This is a genomic window from Streptomyces sp. NPDC102451 (genome assembly GCF_044765485.1).
Classification (GTDB): Bacteria; Actinomycetota; Actinomycetes; order Streptomycetales; family Streptomycetaceae; genus Streptomyces.
In genome coordinates this window covers 83,677-101,216 of the sequence record NZ_JBIWKD010000018.1, presented here as the reverse complement: position 1 = coordinate 101,216, position 17,540 = coordinate 83,677, and the positions used below count along the sequence as shown (strand labels likewise).

At 71.3% G+C, this 17,540-nt stretch carries 11 protein-coding genes and 2 pseudogenes; 5 read left to right on the top strand and 8 right to left on the bottom strand.

From position 1 onward, the window contains the following. Window positions 1–416 precede the first annotated feature (416 nt). On the top strand, window positions 417–3,125 hold the full coding sequence (locus ACIRD8_RS30700; RefSeq protein WP_403998669.1) for a sigma-70 family RNA polymerase sigma factor: 2,709 nt from the start codon (window positions 417–419) through the stop codon (window positions 3,123–3,125). Between the two features lie 64 nt (window positions 3,126–3,189). Here ACIRD8_RS30700 and ACIRD8_RS30695 read toward each other — a convergent pair. Continuing rightward, a pseudogene (locus tag ACIRD8_RS30695) lies at window positions 3,190–3,591 on the bottom strand (Uma2 family endonuclease); the annotation flags it as partial. A 108-nt stretch (window positions 3,592–3,699) separates the two neighbouring features. Between ACIRD8_RS30695 and ACIRD8_RS30690 the strand changes: the two are divergent. Continuing rightward, window positions 3,700–5,730: a thioredoxin domain-containing protein gene (locus ACIRD8_RS30690; RefSeq protein ID WP_403998667.1), complete on the top strand. Its 2,031-nt coding sequence runs from the start codon at window positions 3,700–3,702 to the stop codon at window positions 5,728–5,730. 56 nt (window positions 5,731–5,786) lie between these two features. Here ACIRD8_RS30690 and ACIRD8_RS30685 read toward each other — a convergent pair whose 3' ends face one another. Further along, on the bottom strand, window positions 5,787–6,470 hold the full coding sequence (locus ACIRD8_RS30685; RefSeq protein WP_403998664.1) for a hemolysin III family protein: 684 nt from the start codon (window positions 6,468–6,470) through the stop codon (window positions 5,787–5,789). Between the two features lie 207 nt (window positions 6,471–6,677). Between ACIRD8_RS30685 and ACIRD8_RS30680 the strand changes: the two genes are divergently transcribed. After that, entirely contained in the window at window positions 6,678–8,504 is a 1,827-nt protein-coding gene (locus ACIRD8_RS30680; protein WP_403998661.1) for a phosphoenolpyruvate carboxykinase (GTP), read from the top strand. 187 nt (window positions 8,505–8,691) lie between these two features. Here ACIRD8_RS30680 and ACIRD8_RS30675 read toward each other — a convergent pair. From ACIRD8_RS30675 to ACIRD8_RS30660, 4 genes and pseudogenes are all read right to left on the bottom strand, one after another. Beyond that, window positions 8,692–9,090 (bottom strand): annotated as a pseudogene (locus ACIRD8_RS30675) (hypothetical protein). A gap of 92 nt (window positions 9,091–9,182) precedes the next feature. Then, a complete protein-coding gene (locus ACIRD8_RS30670) occupies window positions 9,183–10,394 on the bottom strand; it encodes a pyridoxal phosphate-dependent aminotransferase (protein ID WP_403998658.1) in 1,212 nt (403 codons plus the stop codon). 216 nt (window positions 10,395–10,610) lie between these two features. After that, window positions 10,611–11,429 carry an arylamine N-acetyltransferase gene (locus tag ACIRD8_RS30665; protein WP_403998655.1) on the bottom strand — a complete coding sequence of 273 codons (819 nt, stop codon included), beginning with the start codon at window positions 11,427–11,429 and terminating at the stop codon, window positions 10,611–10,613. 204 nt (window positions 11,430–11,633) lie between these two features. Further along, window positions 11,634–12,170: a MarR family winged helix-turn-helix transcriptional regulator gene (locus tag ACIRD8_RS30660; protein WP_403998652.1), complete on the bottom strand. Its 537-nt coding sequence runs from the start codon at window positions 12,168–12,170 to the stop codon at window positions 11,634–11,636. Window positions 12,171–12,209: 39 nt separating this feature from the next. Here ACIRD8_RS30660 and ACIRD8_RS30655 point away from each other — a divergent pair, with 39 nt between their 5' ends. Both ACIRD8_RS30655 and ACIRD8_RS30650 read left to right on the top strand, forming a co-directional pair. Then, window positions 12,210–13,109, top strand: coding sequence for an EamA family transporter (locus ACIRD8_RS30655; RefSeq protein ID WP_403998649.1), 900 nt, complete (start codon window positions 12,210–12,212; stop codon window positions 13,107–13,109). A 96-nt stretch (window positions 13,110–13,205) separates the two neighbouring features. Further along, window positions 13,206–14,045, top strand: coding sequence for a serine protease (locus ACIRD8_RS30650; RefSeq protein ID WP_403998646.1), 840 nt, complete (start codon window positions 13,206–13,208; stop codon window positions 14,043–14,045). A gap of 497 nt (window positions 14,046–14,542) precedes the next feature. Here the strand turns inward: ACIRD8_RS30650 and ACIRD8_RS30645 are convergent, their stop codons facing one another. Together ACIRD8_RS30645 and ACIRD8_RS30640 are read right to left on the bottom strand one after the other, a co-directional pair. Next, window positions 14,543–15,553: a helix-turn-helix transcriptional regulator gene (locus tag ACIRD8_RS30645; protein WP_403998644.1), complete on the bottom strand. Its 1,011-nt coding sequence runs from the start codon at window positions 15,551–15,553 to the stop codon at window positions 14,543–14,545. A 225-nt stretch (window positions 15,554–15,778) separates the two neighbouring features. After that, the gene (locus tag ACIRD8_RS30640) at window positions 15,779–17,401 is read right to left on the bottom strand and encodes an amidohydrolase family protein (RefSeq protein WP_403998641.1); all 1,623 of its coding nucleotides are present in this window, start codon (window positions 17,399–17,401) and stop codon (window positions 15,779–15,781) included. Window positions 17,402–17,540: the final 139 nt, after the last annotated feature.

The following is a 17,540-nucleotide window of genomic DNA, read 5'->3' as shown; positions in this document are numbered from 1 at the left end:
CGGCCGCCATGCCGCGGCAGCTGACCCCCGCGCCACCTCTGCCGGTGGGGGAAACGGGGCGGTTTCGGACCCAGCCGTGCCCGGCGCCGGAACCGGATGTGCCGAAAGCCACCCCGTTTCCGCGCACCGGTGGTTCAACGAGACGCGGTCCGGGCAGCGGTGGTGAGGGGGCGTCCGGCAGACGGACGTACGTGCCGTTCGGTCAGGCGGGTGTGCCGAGCCCGCCACCGACGCCGGCCCTTCCGCGGCCCCGCCCCACAGCCGCGCCGGCGGATCGTGACCCGACCGGGCTCGCGCGTGACGACCGAAGGCGCCTGCGGTGCGAAAAGTGTTATGCCCGGGGGACCCGCTCGTCTCCTGCCGCGAAGACCGCCCACCAGAGCGGCCACACCCGCTCCAGCCCGAGGATGAATCGCATGCGACATGACGGGTCCGCCAGGACCGACACCTTTCCGGACAGCCGCACGGTCGAGGCGGCCCGCGACGGGGACGCCGGGGCAGTCGAACGGCTGACCGTAAGCGCTCTGCCGCTGGTCTACAACGTGGTGGGGCGGGCGGCGGAGAGCGACCTCGACGTCGACGACATCGTGCAGGACACCATGGTCGCAGTGATCCGTGCGCTGCCGGACCTGCGGGACGCGGCGAAGTTCCGCTCGTGGCTGATGGCCATCGCGGTCCGCCAGCTTACCGACGCCCGGCGCCGGGCGGGGTCCCGCCGGCTGACGACTCTGGAGCACGCCGACGAACGGCACGCGCCGGAACCCGACTTCGCGACCCTCTTCCTGCTGCGGCAGTCGCTCACCGCCGAGCAGCGGCAGGTCGCCGCAGCCACCGCGTGGCTCGACCCGTCGCACCGCGACCTGCTGTCGCTGTGGTGGTTGGAGGCGTGCGGACGGCTGTCCCGCAAGGACATCGCAGCGGCCTTGAACCTTCAGGCGGCCCATCTGGCGGTCCAGGTCCGGCGGATGAAGTCCCAGCTGGGCGTGGCACGGACGGTCGTCCGAGCGCTGTCCCGCACCCCGCGCTGCGCGGAACTGACCGAGCTCGCCGGCCCGGGCGACCCGACTCCCAGCCCCTTGCTGCGCAAGCGGATCGCCCGGCACCTGCGCGGGTGCGAGGCGTGCGGTCGTTCTGCCGGCCGACTCATCTCGCCCGAGCGGCTGCTCGCCGGCCTGCCCCTGCTCGTACCCGGCCGTGCGGGCGACCCTGTCGAGGCCGCTGCCGTCGGCGCCTGGGCCCACCCCCATCCGGCCGCAGCCGCCCGGCACACCGCTCCCCGGCCGTCGCTCCGCGGGCACGGCCGTCGCGCGGCCGGCCGCGCGAGCGGGGATCACGGTGTGCTCGTCGGTCTCTCCGCCAAGGTGACGGGCGCGACCGCCGCCGCCGGAGTGGCAGCGTTCGTCGTGACGGCCCTCGTCATGGTCCCGTCGGGGGCGGAGCACTCCGCCGACGCGCGGAACACGGCCTCCCACATAGGTCCGTCGAGGGTGACGACGATGCCCGCCCCCACGGAGAGCCCCGCCTCGACGAAGAGCCCCACCCCCACTCCTTCGCCCGGTCCCGTGCGCGTGCGCACGTCCCCGCCCGCGAAGGCCCCCGCCCCCACCTACTTCGTGAGCGCCGGCGGCAGCGATACCAACCCCGGCACGTCGGCCGGATCACCGTTCCGCACCCTCCAGAAGGCCGCGGACCTGGCCGGCCCCGGCGACGTCGTCGCCGTCATGAACGGCACGTACATCGAGCCCCGCAAGGGTTCCAACGTGCTGACCGTCACACGCTCGGGGCGTCCGGGATCTCCGATCACTTTCATGGCATATCCCGGTCACCGGCCGGTCCTGCACCCGAAGACGGCCTGGAACGGCATCAGCGTCTACGGCGCGTCGCACATCGTCATCAAGAACCTTGAGGTCAAGGGCAACAACGCCGCCCTGTCCCTGGCCGACGCCGAACGCTCGTCGAGCAAGACCGACCCCACGTACAACACCAACTGCATATCCGTGGAGAAGAACCGGGAGTCCGGCGCGTACCCCGACCACGTCGACATCGTCGGCAACCTGGTCCATGACTGCGCGGGGGGCGGGATCTCCGCGATCGAGGCCGACCACGTCGCCATCACCGGCAACCACGTCCACTCCAACGCCTGGTTCACCGTCTACGGCAGCAGTGGCATCTCCGTCCTCACCCCTCGCGACATCGGCGGCGGTGACCCGCGGACGTACAAGATCCGCATCACCGGCAACCGCGTCCACGACAACGAGACCAAAGTCAAGTGGGAAGGCTGCGGCTGCTACTCCGACGGCAACGGCATCATCGTCGACACGACGAAGGGCGACCCCGAGCGCGGGAGGCCGGCCTACAGCGGACGCGTTCTGGTCGACAACAACATCAGTTACGACAACGGCGGTTCAGGTATCCACGCCTACAAGAGCCAGCACGTCGACATCGTCCACAACACGGCCTATCTCAACGGCCGCAGCACCCGGATCACGACGCCCTACGCCAACATCTTCGCCCACGACACCACCGACGCACGACTGCTGGACAACATCGCCTACGGCCGCCCTGGCCAGGCGAGCAACAGCAAGTCCCGCAACGTGGACGTCACGTACGACTACAACGTCTACTTCGGTGGCAAGGCACCCGAGGTCAACGGACCGCACGACATCGTCGCCGACCCGAAGCTCATCGCTCCGGGTACGAGCCCGAACGCGGATTTCCGCCTCATGAAGGGTTCGCCCGCCATCGGCTCCGGCCTCGCGTTCCCGGCCGTATCCACCGACTTCACCGGGGCGACCCGCAAGGGCGGCGCACCGGACCGGGGCGCGTACGCCTTCGGAGCCGCCGCGGGGGCCGTCATGGGTGGCACCGAGTCGTCGGCACCGGAGCAGGAGAGCCCGGACGCGGCCGAGGACGCGGGCACGGAGACCGGCCCGGACGCCGCCGGCGGCAAGGGCGCGGCATCCGGCGCGGCCGGTGACGACGGTTCCGGCCTCACGGCCCACGGCGGGAGCGAACCGCTGGCGCAGACCGGTGGGTCCGACCCGGTTCTGCCGCTGGGCATCGCCGCGGGCGTCCTTGCCGCCGGGGCCGCTCTGCTCGCGCTCGCCCGGCGCAGGCGTTCCTGAGGTGGCCGGTCCGTCCCCGGGGTTGCCGGGGACGGACCGGCCGGTCGGGGCGTTCCTGGTTTTCCTACAGGACCCCGAGATCGACCGCGAGGGGGAAGGGCGCGGTCGCCTTCACCGTGCCGGTGAACATTTCGCCGTCCCTGTACGCCTTGGTGGCGGGGTCGAGGACGTACGTATAAATGATGGGGACACCGGTGGCGGCCTGCTCAACCCGCCAGTAGAAGGGAATGCCGGCCTTGGCGTACTGGTCCACCTTCACGATCCGGTCAGTGGTCTCCGAGCCGGGCGACACGACCTCGACGACCAGCAGTACGTGCTCGGGGCGGGTGGGCGTGAGGTCGATGGTTTCTGCCCGGTAGACGGTGACGTCAGGGCGGGGGTTGGTGAGCGGAACGTCCTGCAGGCGGACGTCGAAGTCGGTGTCGGCGTTCCAGTCCGGGCCCGCGGCGGCGTCCAGCTGTCCTGCGCGGTGGGGGCGCCCGACTTCGGAAGTGCCCACCCGTCCCACCTGACCGTTCCCGCCCCGTCCCGTGGCGCGCATGTGTCGTGGGGACGGGTGCGCAAGGATTGGGGCATGGCCAACCGACTTGCGCAGACCACCTCCCCGTACCTCCTCCAGCACGCCGACAATCCCGTCGACTGGTGGCCCTGGTCGCCCGAGGCCTTCGAGGAGGCGCGGCGGCGCGGCGTCCCGGTGCTGCTCAGCGTCGGCTATGCCTCGTGCCACTGGTGCCACGTGATGGCCCACGAGTCGTTCGAGGACCAGGCCCTCGCCGACTACCTCAACGCCAACTTCGTCCCGGTGAAGGTCGACCGCGAGGAGCGGCCCGACGTCGACGCCGTGTACATGGAGGCCGTGCAGGCCGCGACCGGTCAGGGCGGCTGGCCGATGACCGTCTTCCTCACCGCGGACGGCGAACCCTTCTACTTCGGCACGTACTTCCCGCCCGAGCCCCGCCACGGCATGCCCGGCTTCCAGCAGGTCCTCGAAGGGGTCGTGGCCGCCTGGACCGACCGCCGCGAGGAGGTCGCCGAGGTCGCCGGGCGCATCGTCCGCGACCTCGCCGGCCGCTCCCTGGCCGCCGGTGAGGGGGGCCTGCCGGGCGAGGCGGAGCTGGCACAGGCCCTGCTGCGGCTCACCCGCGACTACGACGAGAAGCACGGCGGATTCGGCGGCGCGCCCAAGTTCCCGCCGTCCATGGTCATCGAGTTCCTGCTGCGCCACCACGCCCGTACGGGTGCCGAGGGCGCCCTGCAGATGGCAGCCGACAGCTGCGCGGCGATGGCCCACGGCGGGATCTACGACCAGCTCGGCGGCGGCTTCGCCCGCTACTCCGTGGACCGGGAATGGGTCGTCCCGCACTTCGAGAAGATGCTCTACGACAACGCGCTGCTCTGCCGGGTCTACGCCCATCTCTGGCGCGCCACCGGCTCGGACCTGGCCCGCCGGGTGGCCCTGGAGACGGCCGACTTCATGGTGCGCGAGCTGCGGACCGCCGAGGGCGGCTTCGCCTCCGCGCTGGACGCCGACAGCGAGGACGCGCAGGGACGCCACGTCGAGGGCGCCTTCTACGTGTGGACGCCCGCACAGCTGCGCGAGGTGCTGGGGGAGGAGGACGCCGCCTTCGCCGCCGGGTACTTCGGGGTGACCGAGGAAGGCACCTTCGAGGAGGGCTCGTCCGTGCTGCAGCTCGTGCGGAACGGGGAGCCGCAGGAGCCGGAGGAGGAGGCGCGGGTCGCCGACGTCCGGGCCCGGCTGCTCGCGGCGCGCGAGCTGCGGGTCCGCCCCGAGCGCGACGACAAGATCGTCGCCGCCTGGAACGGACTGGCGATCGCCGCGCTCGCCGAGACCGGGGCGTACTTCGACCGCCCGGATCTGGTCGAGCGGGCCACCGAGGCCGCCGATCTGCTCGTACGGGTGCACATGGGCGACGTCGCCCGGCTCTGCCGCACGTCGAAGGACGGCCGCGCCGGGGACAACTCCGGGGTCCTGGAGGACTACGGCGATGTCGCCGAAGGGTTCCTCGCGCTCGCCTCCGTCACCGGTGAGGGCGCCTGGCTGGACTTCGCGGGCTTCCTGCTGGACATCGTGCTGGAGCACTTCACCGGCGAGGACGGACAGCTGTTCGATACCGCCGACGATGCCGAGCAGCTGATCCGCCGCCCCCAGGACCCCACCGACAGCGCCACCCCGGCCGGCTGGACCGCGGCCGCGGGAGCCCTGCTCTCGTACGCCGCGCACACCGGCTCCGAGCCGCACCGCACCGCGGCCGAGGGTGCCCTGGGCATCGTCGGGGCGCTCGGGCCGAAGGCCCCCCGCTTCATCGGCTGGGGCCTCGCGGTCGCCGAAGCCCTGCTGGACGGCCCGCGCGAGGTCGCGGTGGCCGGTCCCGTCGGCGGCGAGCTGCACCGGACGGCGCTGCTGGGGCGGGCCCCCGGCGCGGTCGTCGCGGCGGGCGAGGAGGCGGACGCGGGCACCGAGTTCCCGCTGCTGGTGGACCGGCCCCTGGTGGGCGGCGAGCCGACCGCGTACGTCTGCCGGCACTTCGTGTGCGACGCGCCTACGACGGACGCGGGGGAGCTGGCCGTGAAGCTGGGCGACTGAGACGGGTGCGGCGAAGGGCCCGGCCGTGGCCGGGCCCTTCGCCGTATGCGGTCAGGTCACTGCTGGTAGGCGACCAGGGAGATGCCGACGTAGTGCACGATGAACGCCGCCAGCGTCAGCGAGTGGAACACCTCGTGGAAGCCGAACCAGCGCGGTGACGGGTTGGGGCGCTTGATGCCGTAGATGACGCCCCCCGCGCTGTAGAGCAGCCCCCCGACGACGACCAGGACCAGCACGGCGATGCCGCCCGCCCGCATGAAGTCCGGCAGGAAGAACACCGCGGCCCAGCCCATGGCGATGTAGCACGGGGTGTAGAGCCAGCGCGGGGCGCCGACCCAGAACACGCGGAAGGCGATGCCGGCCGCCGCGGCGCCCCAGATCGCCCACATGAGCGGGCGGCTGGTGGACTCGGGCAGCAGGAGGAGCGTCAGCGGCGTATAGGTGCCCGCGATGATCAGGAAGATGTTCGCGTGGTCCAGCCTGCGCAGCACCGCCTCGCCGCGCGGGCCCCAGGTGCCCCGGTGGTAGACCCCGCTCACACCGAACAGCAGGCAGGCGCTGAGTACGTAGACCGCGCAGGCGACCCGGGCGCGCGTGCTGTCGGCCAGGGCGATCAGCGTGATTCCGGAGATGACGACCGCGGGGAACATCCCGGCGTGCAGCCACCCGCGCATCCGTGGCTTGACCGGGACGGGGTCGGTGAGCTCGACGGGTCCGGACCCGGAGGCGGCAGAAGTCATATCGGCATGCTACCTACGCTCCCGTAGGTACCTCATATCAGTGGCGATGCTCACGTGTGCGGCCCTCTGGACATATGGGCGAGATGGTCGGATGATCAAATGAGTGCGGTCGGCACCGGATGAGCGCCAGGGGAATTCGAAGGGGTCAGCATCCGGGTCGCAGCCCCCACGGGGCCGGACAACACACCCTCTCGACAAGGAGCGATCGTGGCGCGAGACATCGCGGCTCCCCTCACTGTTCCCACTCGGCACCAGGAGCTCGTCTCCTGGGTGGACGAGATCGCCGCCCTCACCCAGCCGGACCGCGTGGTCTGGTGCGACGGATCCGAGGCCGAGTACGAGCGCCTGTGCGAGGAGCTCGTGGCCAAGGGGACCTTCACCAAGCTCGACCCGGTCAAGCGCCCCAACTCGTACTACGCCGCCTCCGACCCCAGCGATGTCGCCCGGGTCGAGGACCGCACCTTCATCTGCTCCGAGAAGGAGGAGGACGCGGGCCCGACCAACCACTGGAAGGCGCCCGCCGAGATGCGGGACATCTTCACCGGCGAGAAGGGCGTCTTCCGCGGCTCCATGCGCGGCCGCACGATGTACGTCGTCCCGTTCTGCATGGGCCCGGTCGGCTCCCCGCTCTCCGCGATCGGCGTCGAGATCACCGACTCCGCGTACGTCGCCGTCTCGATGCGCACGATGACGCGCATGGGCCAGGAGGTCCTGGACGAGCTCGGCACCGACGGCTTCTTCGTCAAGGCCGTCCACACGCTGGGCGCGCCGCTGGAGGAGGGCCAGGACGACGTTCCGTGGCCGTGCAACTCCACCAAGTACATCTCGCACTTCCCCGAGGACCGCGAGATCTGGTCGTACGGCTCCGGCTACGGCGGCAACGCCCTGCTCGGCAAGAAGTGCTACGCCCTGCGCATCGCCTCCGTGATGGCCCGGGACGAGGGCTGGCTCGCCGAGCACATGCTGATCCTCAAGCTGACGCCGCCGCGCGGTGAGTCGAAATACGTCGCCGCGGCCTTCCCGAGCGCCTGCGGCAAGACCAACCTCGCCATGCTGGAGCCCACGATCTCCGGCTGGACCGTCGAGACCATCGGCGACGACATCGCCTGGATGCGGTTCGGCGAGGACGGCCAGCTGTACGCGATCAACCCGGAGGCCGGTTTCTTCGGCGTCGCGCCCGGCACCGGTGAGCACACCAACGCCAACGCCATGAAGACCATGTGGGGCAACTCCGTCTTCACGAACGTCGCGCTCACCGACGACGGCGACGTGTGGTGGGAGGGCATGACCGAGGAGCCGCCCGCGCACCTCACCGACTGGAAGGGCAACGACTGGACCCCGGAGTCCGGCACGCCCGCCGCCCACCCCAACGCCCGCTTCACCGTCCCGGCCGGGCAGTGCCCGATCATCGCGCCGGAGTGGGAGGACCCGAAGGGCGTGCCGATCTCGGCGATCCTCTTCGGCGGCCGCCGCGCCTCCGCCGTCCCGCTGGTCACCGAGTCCTTCACCTGGCAGCACGGCGTCTTCCTCGGCGCCAACGTCGCCTCCGAGAAGACCGCCGCCGCCGAGGGCAAGGTCGGCGAGCTGCGCCGCGACCCCTTCGCCATGCTGCCGTTCTGCGGCTACAACATGGGCGACTACATGAAGCACTGGGTCGAGGTCGGCGCCGACAAGGCCGACCAGTCCAAGCTCCCGAAGATCTACTACGTGAACTGGTTCCGCAAGAACGAGGCGGGCAAGTTCGTGTGGCCGGGCTTCGGCGAGAACAGCCGTGTCCTCAAGTGGATCGTCGAGCGGCTGGAGGGCAGGGCCGAGGGCGTCGAGACCCCGATCGGCGTCCTGCCGGCCAAGGGCTCCCTGGACACCGAGGGCCTGGAGCTCTCCGAGTCCGACCTCGACTTCCTGCTCACGGTGGACAAGGAGGTCTGGCGCGAGGAGGCCGCGCTGATCCCCGAGCACCTCAACACCTTCGGCGACCACACGCCGAAGGAGCTGTGGGACGAGTACCGCGCGCTGGTCCAGCGCCTGGGCTGACCCACTCCCGAACCCCGCGGCCGGGCCTTCCGACATCCGCCCTGACCTGTGGGGTCAACGGCCCGCCGCGGCACGGCACCCGGAGCCCCCTCATGGCTCCGGGTGCCGCTCGTTCGTTCCGGGAGGTTCCGCCCGGCCGTGTGTGGCACCCGGTCCACACGTCTTCGCGACCCGTGGACCGGGGCCGTCAGGGGGCGCCGACCAGCACGGTCGGCGCGGTGGGAGCGGCCAGGGCCGCGGTGTGCGCGTCCATGGCCTCCGCCGCGAGGATCGCCACGGCGGTGTCCGCGCGCGAGGCGGCGACCACGAGGGCCCGGCCGGCGAGCGCGTGGGCGCGGCGGTGCAGAGCGGCCGGGGACGCGTCGCTCCGGCCGGCGTGCCGGGCGGGCGGCGCGGCGCGCAGCCGGGCGACCTATTCGGCGATGCGGTCGCCCATGGTGTCGAGACCCAGCTCGTCGGTGACGGCGAGCAGGGCCGCGAGATGTCCGGCGAGCTGGATGTCCAGCTCGTCCTCGCGGCTGCGGTGGGGGAAATCGGCGTCGTCGGCCGATGTGTGGACCGACTTCGTGCGGATCGGCTCGTACATGGATGGCCTCCTGATCGTGCAGTAAAGCCATCCTATCTTAGATTCAGTCTAAAGTTGTGTCGGATCCGAAGATCTTGGCCGCCCGGAGGTCCTCAGGGCTGGCTGTAGCCGTCCAGGAAGTTCCCGATACGCGTCACCGCGTCGGTCAGATCCTTGACCGGCGGCAGCGTGACCACCCGGAAGTGATCGGGATCCGGCCAGTTGAAGCCCGTGCCCTGCACCACCATGATCTTCTCGGCCCGCAGCAGATCGAGGACCATCTGCCGGTCGTCCTTGATCTTGAAGACCTTCGGATCGAGCCTCGGGAAGAGGTACAGCGCCCCCTTCGGCTTCACACACGTCACCCCGGGGATCTGCGTCAGCAGGTCGTACGCCACGTCCCGCTGCTCCAGGATCCGCCCGCCCGGCAGCACCAGCTCGTTGATCGACTGCCGGCCGCCGAGCGCGGTGGCCACCGCGTGCTGCGCGGGCATGTTGGCGCAGAGCCGCATGTTGGCCAGGATCGTCAGGCCCTCGATGTACGAGGAGGCGTGCGCCTTCGGGCCGCAGACCGCCATCCAGCCCGAGCGGTACCCCGCGATCCGGTAGTTCTTCGAGAGCCCGTTGAAGGTCAGCACCATCAGATCCGGGGCGATGGCGGCGGTCGGGGTGTGCGTCGCACCGTCGTACAGGATCCGGTCGTAGATCTCGTCCGAGCAGACGACCAGGTTGTGGCGCCGGGCGATCTCCGTCAGCCCGCGCAGCATCTCGTCGTCGTAGACCGCGCCCGTCGGGTTGTTCGGGTTGATGATCACGAGCGCCTTGGTGCGGTCGGTGATCTTCCGCTCGATGTCCGCGAGGTCGGGCATCCAGTCGGCCTGCTCGTCGCACCGGTAGTGCACCGCCGTACCCCCGGCCAGCGAGACCGAGGCCGTCCACAACGGGTAGTCCGGAGCGGGGACGAGCACCTCGTCGCCGTCGTCGAGCAGCGCCTGCATCGACATCTGGATCAGCTCGGAGACGCCGTTGCCCAGGTAGACGTCCTCGACGTCGAGGTCGATCCCCTTGGTCTGGTAGTGCTGCATCACCGCACGGCGCGCGGACAGCAGGCCCTTCGCGTCGCCGTAGCCGTGCGCCCCGGAGAGGTTGCGCAGGATGTCCTCGAGGATCTCCGGCGGACATTCGAACCCGAACGCCGCGGGGTTGCCCGTGTTGAGCTTGAGGATGCGATGACCTGCGGCTTCGAGCCGCATCGCTTCCTCGAGCACGGGGCCGCGGATTTCGTAACAGACGCCGGCGAGCTTCGTGGACTGGATGACCTGCATGTCTGCGAGCTTACGGCCGTGTTTCCCGCGCTGCGCCCGGTTCGCGCACCGGTTGCTCCCTCCGGGGGTGCGCACCGGCGCGCCGGGTCTTCCATCGGCATGCCGCCCCGCCCGCGGACCGTGGGAACGGCCGGTCGGGGCGGGGCCACGGCTTGGAATCCGGGCGTGGGCGGCGGTGCCGGGTGAGATGCGCCACCCGCCACGCGTCCACCCCGGTCAGTCCGGCAGGACGGTCCCCTCGGGGAGGCGTACGCCGAAGTCCTCGGCCAGCACCCGCACCACCTCGGCGGAGTCGCTCAGCTCCCGCTCCGTGACCGTGCCGTCGTCGGCGGTCTCCACCAGCGTCCGCCCGGACAGGGCCCGGTGCAGGCCCGGCAGGGTGCGCTGGGCGTACAGCGCCTGCCGGAACGGCGAGCGCGGGTTCGTCGCGATGTGCCAGTTGATGACGTCGTAGTCCGGGGCCTCGAACGGCTCCAGGGTGAACTCGTACTGCGGCTCCCAATAACCGCCCTTGTCCGCCTGCAGCTCCCACATCTCCAGCGGCCCGTCGTGCGGGGCGTGCACGAGCCGGTGACGGCGCGGGGTGTCGAGCAGCTCGGCGTCCACCACCAGCGGGATCGGCTCCAGCAGCGCGCCGTGCGACCCGAAGCCGACGTCGGCCAGCCAGGAGGTGGCCTCACCCTCCACGTCCACCTGCATCAGCATGTGCGTACGGGGCCGGATGTCACCGGGCGCGGCACCCACCACCACCCGCGCGGTCAGCAGCGTCACCCGGAACCCCAGCTGGGTCAGGACGGCGGCGAGAAGGGTGTTGTGCTCGTAGCAGTACCCGCCGCGCTCACTGCGGACGAGCTTCCGCTCCAGGTCGGGGAGCGCGAGGGACGGGGCGCTGCCGAGGAGCGGCTCCAGATTCTCGAACGGGATGCCCAGCATGTGGGCGCGGTGCACGGACCGCAGCACCTCCACGGTGGGTCGGCGGTCCGTGTCTCCCGCCCAGCCGATGCGGGCGAAGTAGGCGTCGAGGTCGAGTGTCATACCCCGACACTACGCAGACGCCTCAAGGGTTTCTCACAGGGGCAGCAGGGCCGGGGAAGTGCCGAACTCCCACCGTTTTGCGGTTCTCCTCCCCCGGAGCGGAGGGCAGACCGGTCGTTGACGCCCCGTTCGTCGGGGCTCACCTCGAAGGGGGCGGAAACGGAAGGGAGATCGGACGGAACCGGCGCGGCTGCCGCCCGCCGTTCAGCCGGCCGGGCGCGGGGGTTCGGTGCGGGACAGCCAGGTGGTCAGCAGCGTTTCCAGCTGCGCGGCCTCCTCGGGGGACAGGGTGTCCAGCAGTCGGCGTTCGTTCTGCATGTGGGCGGTGAACGCCTGGTCGATCAGGTCCCGTCCGGCCCGGGTGAGCGCCACGACCCGGCCCCGGCCGTCCGCCGTCGAGCGGCGGCGGGTGACCAGGCCGTCGCGCTCCAGGCGGTCGATCCGCTTCGTCATGGCGCCCGTGGTGACCATGGTGTGCGCCGCGAGTTCACCCGGGGCGCGCTCGAAGGGCTCGCCCGCGCGCCGGAGGGCGGCGAGCACGTCGAACTCGCCCTCGCTCAGGCCGTGGCGCCGGTAGACGGCGCAGAGCTGCTCGGTGAGCAGCGCGCCCAGCCGGTGCAGCCGCCCGATCACCGCCTGCGGACGTACGTCGAGATCCGGGCGCTCCCGGGCCCACTCCGCCTGGATGCGGGCCACGTGGTCGAGCGGTGCGTCGAGTGGTGCGTCGGTGTGCTTCTGCATGGGTTCACTGTAGCTTCCCGGGAAGACATAATAGCTTCTATGGAAGCTAATCTGCGCTGGACGCTCGTCACGGCCGTGGCTCCGGTGGCCTGGGGCACCAACTACTTCGTCACCCACGCGTACCTGCCGGCCGGGAACCCGCTGTACGGCGCCGCGATCAGGGCGTTGCCCGCCGGGCTGCTCCTCCTCGCCGTACGCAGGGAGCTGCCGTGCGGGTCGTGGTGGTGGCGCAGTGCCGTCCTCGGGTTCCTCAACACGGGCGTCTTCTTCGCCCTGGTGTACCTCGCGGCCCAGCTGCTCCCGACCAGTCTGGCCTCGACGGTCATGGCCACCTCGCCGATGGTCATGATGCTGATCGCGTGGGGGCTGGTGGCCGAACGCCCCCGCGCGCGGCACCTGGCCGGGGCGGGTGTCGGTGCCGGGGGAGTGGCGCTCATGCTCCTCGCGGGCGAGGTGTCGGCCGCCCCGCTCGGGGTGCTCGCCTCCGTGGCCGCCATGCTCCTGTCGTCCCTGGGGTACGTCCTGGCCAAGCGCTGGGGCGGGGAGGTGGACGTACTCGCCTCGACGTCCTGGCAGTTGACCGCCGGCGGGCTGTTGCTGCTGCCCTTCGCCGTGCTCGTCGAGGGTGCGCCGCCCCGCCTCGACGGGCCCGCCCTCCTGGGCTTCGCCTATGTGGCCGTGGTGGCGACGGCCCTGGCCTTCGCCGCCTGGTTCGCCGGGCTGCGGCATCTGCCCGCCGCGACGGTGGGCCTCGTCGGCCTGCTCAACCCCGTGACCGGGGTCCTGCTGGGCACGCTGGTCGCGGGCGAGGTGCTGACGGTCCGGCAGTTCTGCGGCCTGGTCCTGGTGCTGGCCGGTGTCGTCCTCGGCAGGCCCGTCGCCGGCAAGGTCCGCGCGGTGCGGGCGGCGCGTCGGGGCGCGGATCACCACGCGGCTTGAATTCGCCCCTTGTGGGGGCCCTCTCCGTACGCAAACATGCGCATGTCAAAAACCGGAAGAACTCCGGTCACAGGCAACACGGAGGGGACCCCCCACATGAAGAAGCCTCTCATCGGTGCGCTTTTTGCTGTCCTGTTCCTCGGCGCGGGCATCGCACCCGCAACCGCGGCCACCGGCCCGGACACCGCCGACGTCCGGGTGAAGGCCGTCGATCTCGCCGGGACGGTCGCGCTCAGCAACTGTTCCGGATCCGTCGTCCGCGCGCCGTCCTCGCAGCCCGACGACCGGGCCCTCGTCCTGTCCAACGGGCACTGCCTGGAGTCCGGTTTCCCCGGCCCCGGCGAAGTCGTGCTCGACCAGGCCTCGACCCGGAGCTTCACCCTGCTGAACGCGTCGGGCGGCGGTGTCGGCACCCTGCGCGCCGACAAGGTCGCGTACGGCACGATGACCGACACGGACGTCTCGCTCTACCGGCTCACCAGCACGTACGCCCAGATCGAGAGCAGCTACGGCATCGAGGCGCTGGAACTCGACGCGGGCAGCCCGGCCCAGGGCACCGCCATCACGGTCGCCTCGGGCTACTGGAAGCGGACCTACAGCTGCGCCGTCGACGGGTTCGCCTACCGGCTGAAGGAGGGCGCCTGGACCTGGAAGGACTCGGTCCGCTACACCTCCGCCTGCCAGACCATCGGCGGCACGTCCGGCTCCCCGGTGATCGACGACGCGACCGGCAAGGTGGTCGCCGTCAACAACACCGGTAACGAGGACGGGCAGCAGTGCACGGACAACAACCCGTGCGAGGTCGACGAGAGCGGCACCGTGACCGTCCGCGAGGGCATCAACTACGCCCAGCAGACCTACGGCCTCGTGCCCTGCATCGGCAGCGGCAACGAGATCGACCTGGACCTGGCCGGGTGCACGCTGCCCAAGCCCTGACCCCGGGCAGCGTCACGGGGCGGCCTCCGGGCGACGGCAGGATCCTGCCTCCCGGTTGGCAGGAGGCTGCCCCGCACGGCCGTCCCGCGCGGGGGCCCCGGCTGCCAGACTGACGGCTGTTCACCCGGGACGCCCCAGCTGTACGGGGACTGGGGTGCCGGGCGGGGTGCGAGGGAACATGATGCGTGTGATCTTCGGCGGTACGCGTGGAGCCATTGCGGGAGCGGCCCTCGTGGTCCTCACGCTGGCAGGGTCGTCCTGGGTGACGGCTGGTCAGACGGACGGTCGGACGGGTGGTGCGGACAGGGGCGTACGGCAGCTGGCAGACGATCCCCTGAACGACCCCTGTCGCGGCCCGATCAACGGCTGGCAGGGAAAGCCGCCCGCCAGCTGCTCCGGAAAATGACGGCCCGGCACCGGACCTGAGGCCGACGGCTCCCCGGCGCGTCCGGGAGAGCGGTCGGCTCCCCGGCACGTCCGGGGGAGCCGGCGGTTCCTCAGATCCAGTTGCGTTCGCGGGCGAGCAGCGCCGCGTGGGCACGGTTCTCCGCGCCCAGCAGCTGCATCAGGTCCGAGATATGGCGGCGGTAGGTGCGCAGGGCGATGCCCGCCTCGCGGGCTCCGATCTCGTCCTTGCCGACCGTGCACATCAGGCGCAGCACCTTCCCCTGGACCTCGGTGAGCCCGGGACCGTCCAGGCCGCCACCGAGCTGCCCGACCAGGGACGTGAAGTCGTCCGCCCCCGCCCAGAGCCGCTCGAAGTTGTTGACGACGGTGGTGACGATGCCCTCCTCCCGCGAACACAGGGCCCCCTTGGACGTGTTGCCGGGGTCGAGGGGCACCAGTGCGGTGTGCCGGTCGTAGACGAGCATGAGCTCGTCCAGCTCTTCCAGGACCCTGATCCGCGCGCCCGCGGCGGTGAGTTCCAGGAGATAGGCGAGGGTGGGCCCGTCCTCCATGGCGGTCCGGCGGATCAGGCTGCGGCAGACGACTCCGCGGCGCAGACAGCGCATGTCCAGCGGCCGGGAGTTCTCGATGTTCTCGGGCGTCAGCGCGTCGTACGGCTCGGCGGCGAGCACTTCGTCACGGGCGAAGAACGCCAGCTCGTCGAGGCGTGTACGGATCGCCTCCAGGCCCGTGATCCGCTCGACGGGCTTCTCGTCCTCGCCCAGCTCCGGTTCGGGGATCTCGCGTCCCAGGGAGTCCACGAGGGGGCGCAGATGGGTGAGCGAGCGGATGTCGTCGTAGAGCTCCTCCAGCCGCTGCTCGGCGAGGCGGGCCACCACGAGCTCGGGCTCGCACGCCCGGGTCTGGCCGTCGACCTGTTGGATGATCTTCAGCTCGCGCAGCCTCTGGATGGACCGGCGGGTCGGCTCGGCCTCGTGGCGCAGCAGGACGTGGATGTCGTCCACCTCGATGCCGGGGTTGCGGAGCAGATGCCGGTAGACGTCTTCCTCGATGTGCGACAACCCGAGTACGAGCATTTTGTGCTCAGGCAATGGGGACACTCCGTTGTGAACCGGTCCGGTGCGACCGAGTGATCTCCAGGTCTTCGACGGAGTCTAGGAGCGGCGTGACTGCCTGGTAAAGCTTCCGTGGGCCGTGGTGGAGGGACGGAGACCGTATGCGAACGGTTCGTGGACATAAGCGAGTTGGGGTCCTGACGCACCTCGGCCCGCCGGGGTCGGGGCCGGCGGGCCGAGGTGGCCGGGTGCCCCGTGGGGGCGGCGTCCTCAGCCCCGGGAGCCGCCCGTGCTCCGCACCGCGCGGCCCGCGAGGGTGGCGGTCCGCCTGCCGTCCTCGATGACGAACCGGCCGTCGATCAGGACGTGCGGGATGCCCACCGGGAGGACGCGCGGCTCCTCGAAGGTCGAGCCCGCCGCCACCGTGGCGGGGTCGAAGAGGACCAGGTCCGCGCGGTAGCCCTCGCGGACGTACCCGCGGTCGGGGAGCCGCAGCCGGGCGGCCGGGCGGGACGTGAGGTGGGCGACGCACTCCTCCAGCGAGAGGATGCCCAGCTCCCGGACGTACCGCCCGAGGTACTGGGGGAACGTGCCGTACGCCCGAGGGTGCGGCTTGTCGCCCTGGAGGATGCCGTCGCTGCCGCCGGTGTGCACCCGGTGGCGCATGATCTGCCGGACGTTCTCCTCGTGGCCGACGTGCTGGAGGATCGTCGTGCCCAGCCGGTCCTCGACGAGCAGCCGGCGGGCCGTCACCCAGGGCTCCTCGCCGCGCAGCCGGGCGGACTCGGCCACCGTACGGCCGACGTATCCGGCCAGTTCGGGGGAGCCGACGCCGGAGATCTCGATCCGGTCCCACTCGATCGGGACGCCGTGGCAGCCGTCGGACCCCACGACCTCGACGTCGTGACGCATCCGCTCGGCCGTCGCCTCGTCGGCGAGCCTGGTCAGGACGGACTCCGGGCCGCCCTCGTTGGCCCAGCTGGGCAGCATCGCCACGAGGGTCGTACAGCCCGGCGTGTACGGATAGGTGTCGAGCGTGATGTCCGACCCCGAGGCGAGCGCGTCGTCCAGGAGGGCGAGAAGATCGGGCGCCTTGCCCTTGTTCACACCGAAGTTCATCGTGGCGTGGGCGAGGTGGAGGGCGCACCCGGCGTCGCGGGTGAGCTGCACCATCTCCTCGTACGCCTGGAGGGCTCCCGCCCCGTAGGAGCGGTGGTGCGGGCAGTAGTAGCCGCCGTGCTCGGCCACCACCCGGCACAGCTCGGTGAGTTCGGCGTCCTTCGCGTACATCCCGGGGGTGTACGTCAGACCCGAGGACATGCCGACCGCGCCCTCGGCCATGCCCTGGGCGACGAGCTCCCTCATGCGGTCCAGCTCGGCGTCGGTGGCGGGGCGGTCGTCCCAGCCGACGGCGAGCATCCGGACGGTGCCCTGCGGGATGAGATAGGCGGCGTTGACGGCGATGCCCTGGCCGCCGAAGTTGCGGTCGAGGCGGTCCAGATAGCCGCCGACGGTGCGCCAGTCGAAGTCGATGTCGCTGCCGTCGCCGTTCCACCCGGCGATGGAGCGGCGGACCTCGGCGAGGGTGCGGTCGTCGGCGGGGGCGTACGACAGGCCGTCCTGGCCGAGGACCTCCAGGGTGACGCCCTGGCCGGCCTTCGCGCTGTGGTCGGGGTCGCGCAGCAGGGCGAGGTCGCTGTGCGCGTGCATGTCGATGAAGCCCGGTGCGAGCGCGAGGCCGTCGGCGTCCAGGGTGCGGGTGGCGGTGGGGCGGGGGCCGTCGCCCTCCCCGCGGATCTCGGTGATCCGGCCGTCCGTGATGCCTACGTCGGCGCGGTAGGAGGGGGCACCGGTGCCGTCGACGACGGACGCGTTGCGAATGACCAGGTCCATGGGTGCAGCTCGCCTTTCAGGAGTGTTTTTTCCCCGCCCCGCCCCTTCCCGTAACCGAGGGCTCCGCCCCCGGACCCCCGCGCCTCAAACGCCGGCGAGGCTGGAATTTCAGCCCGTCCGGCGTTTGAGGACCGGGGTC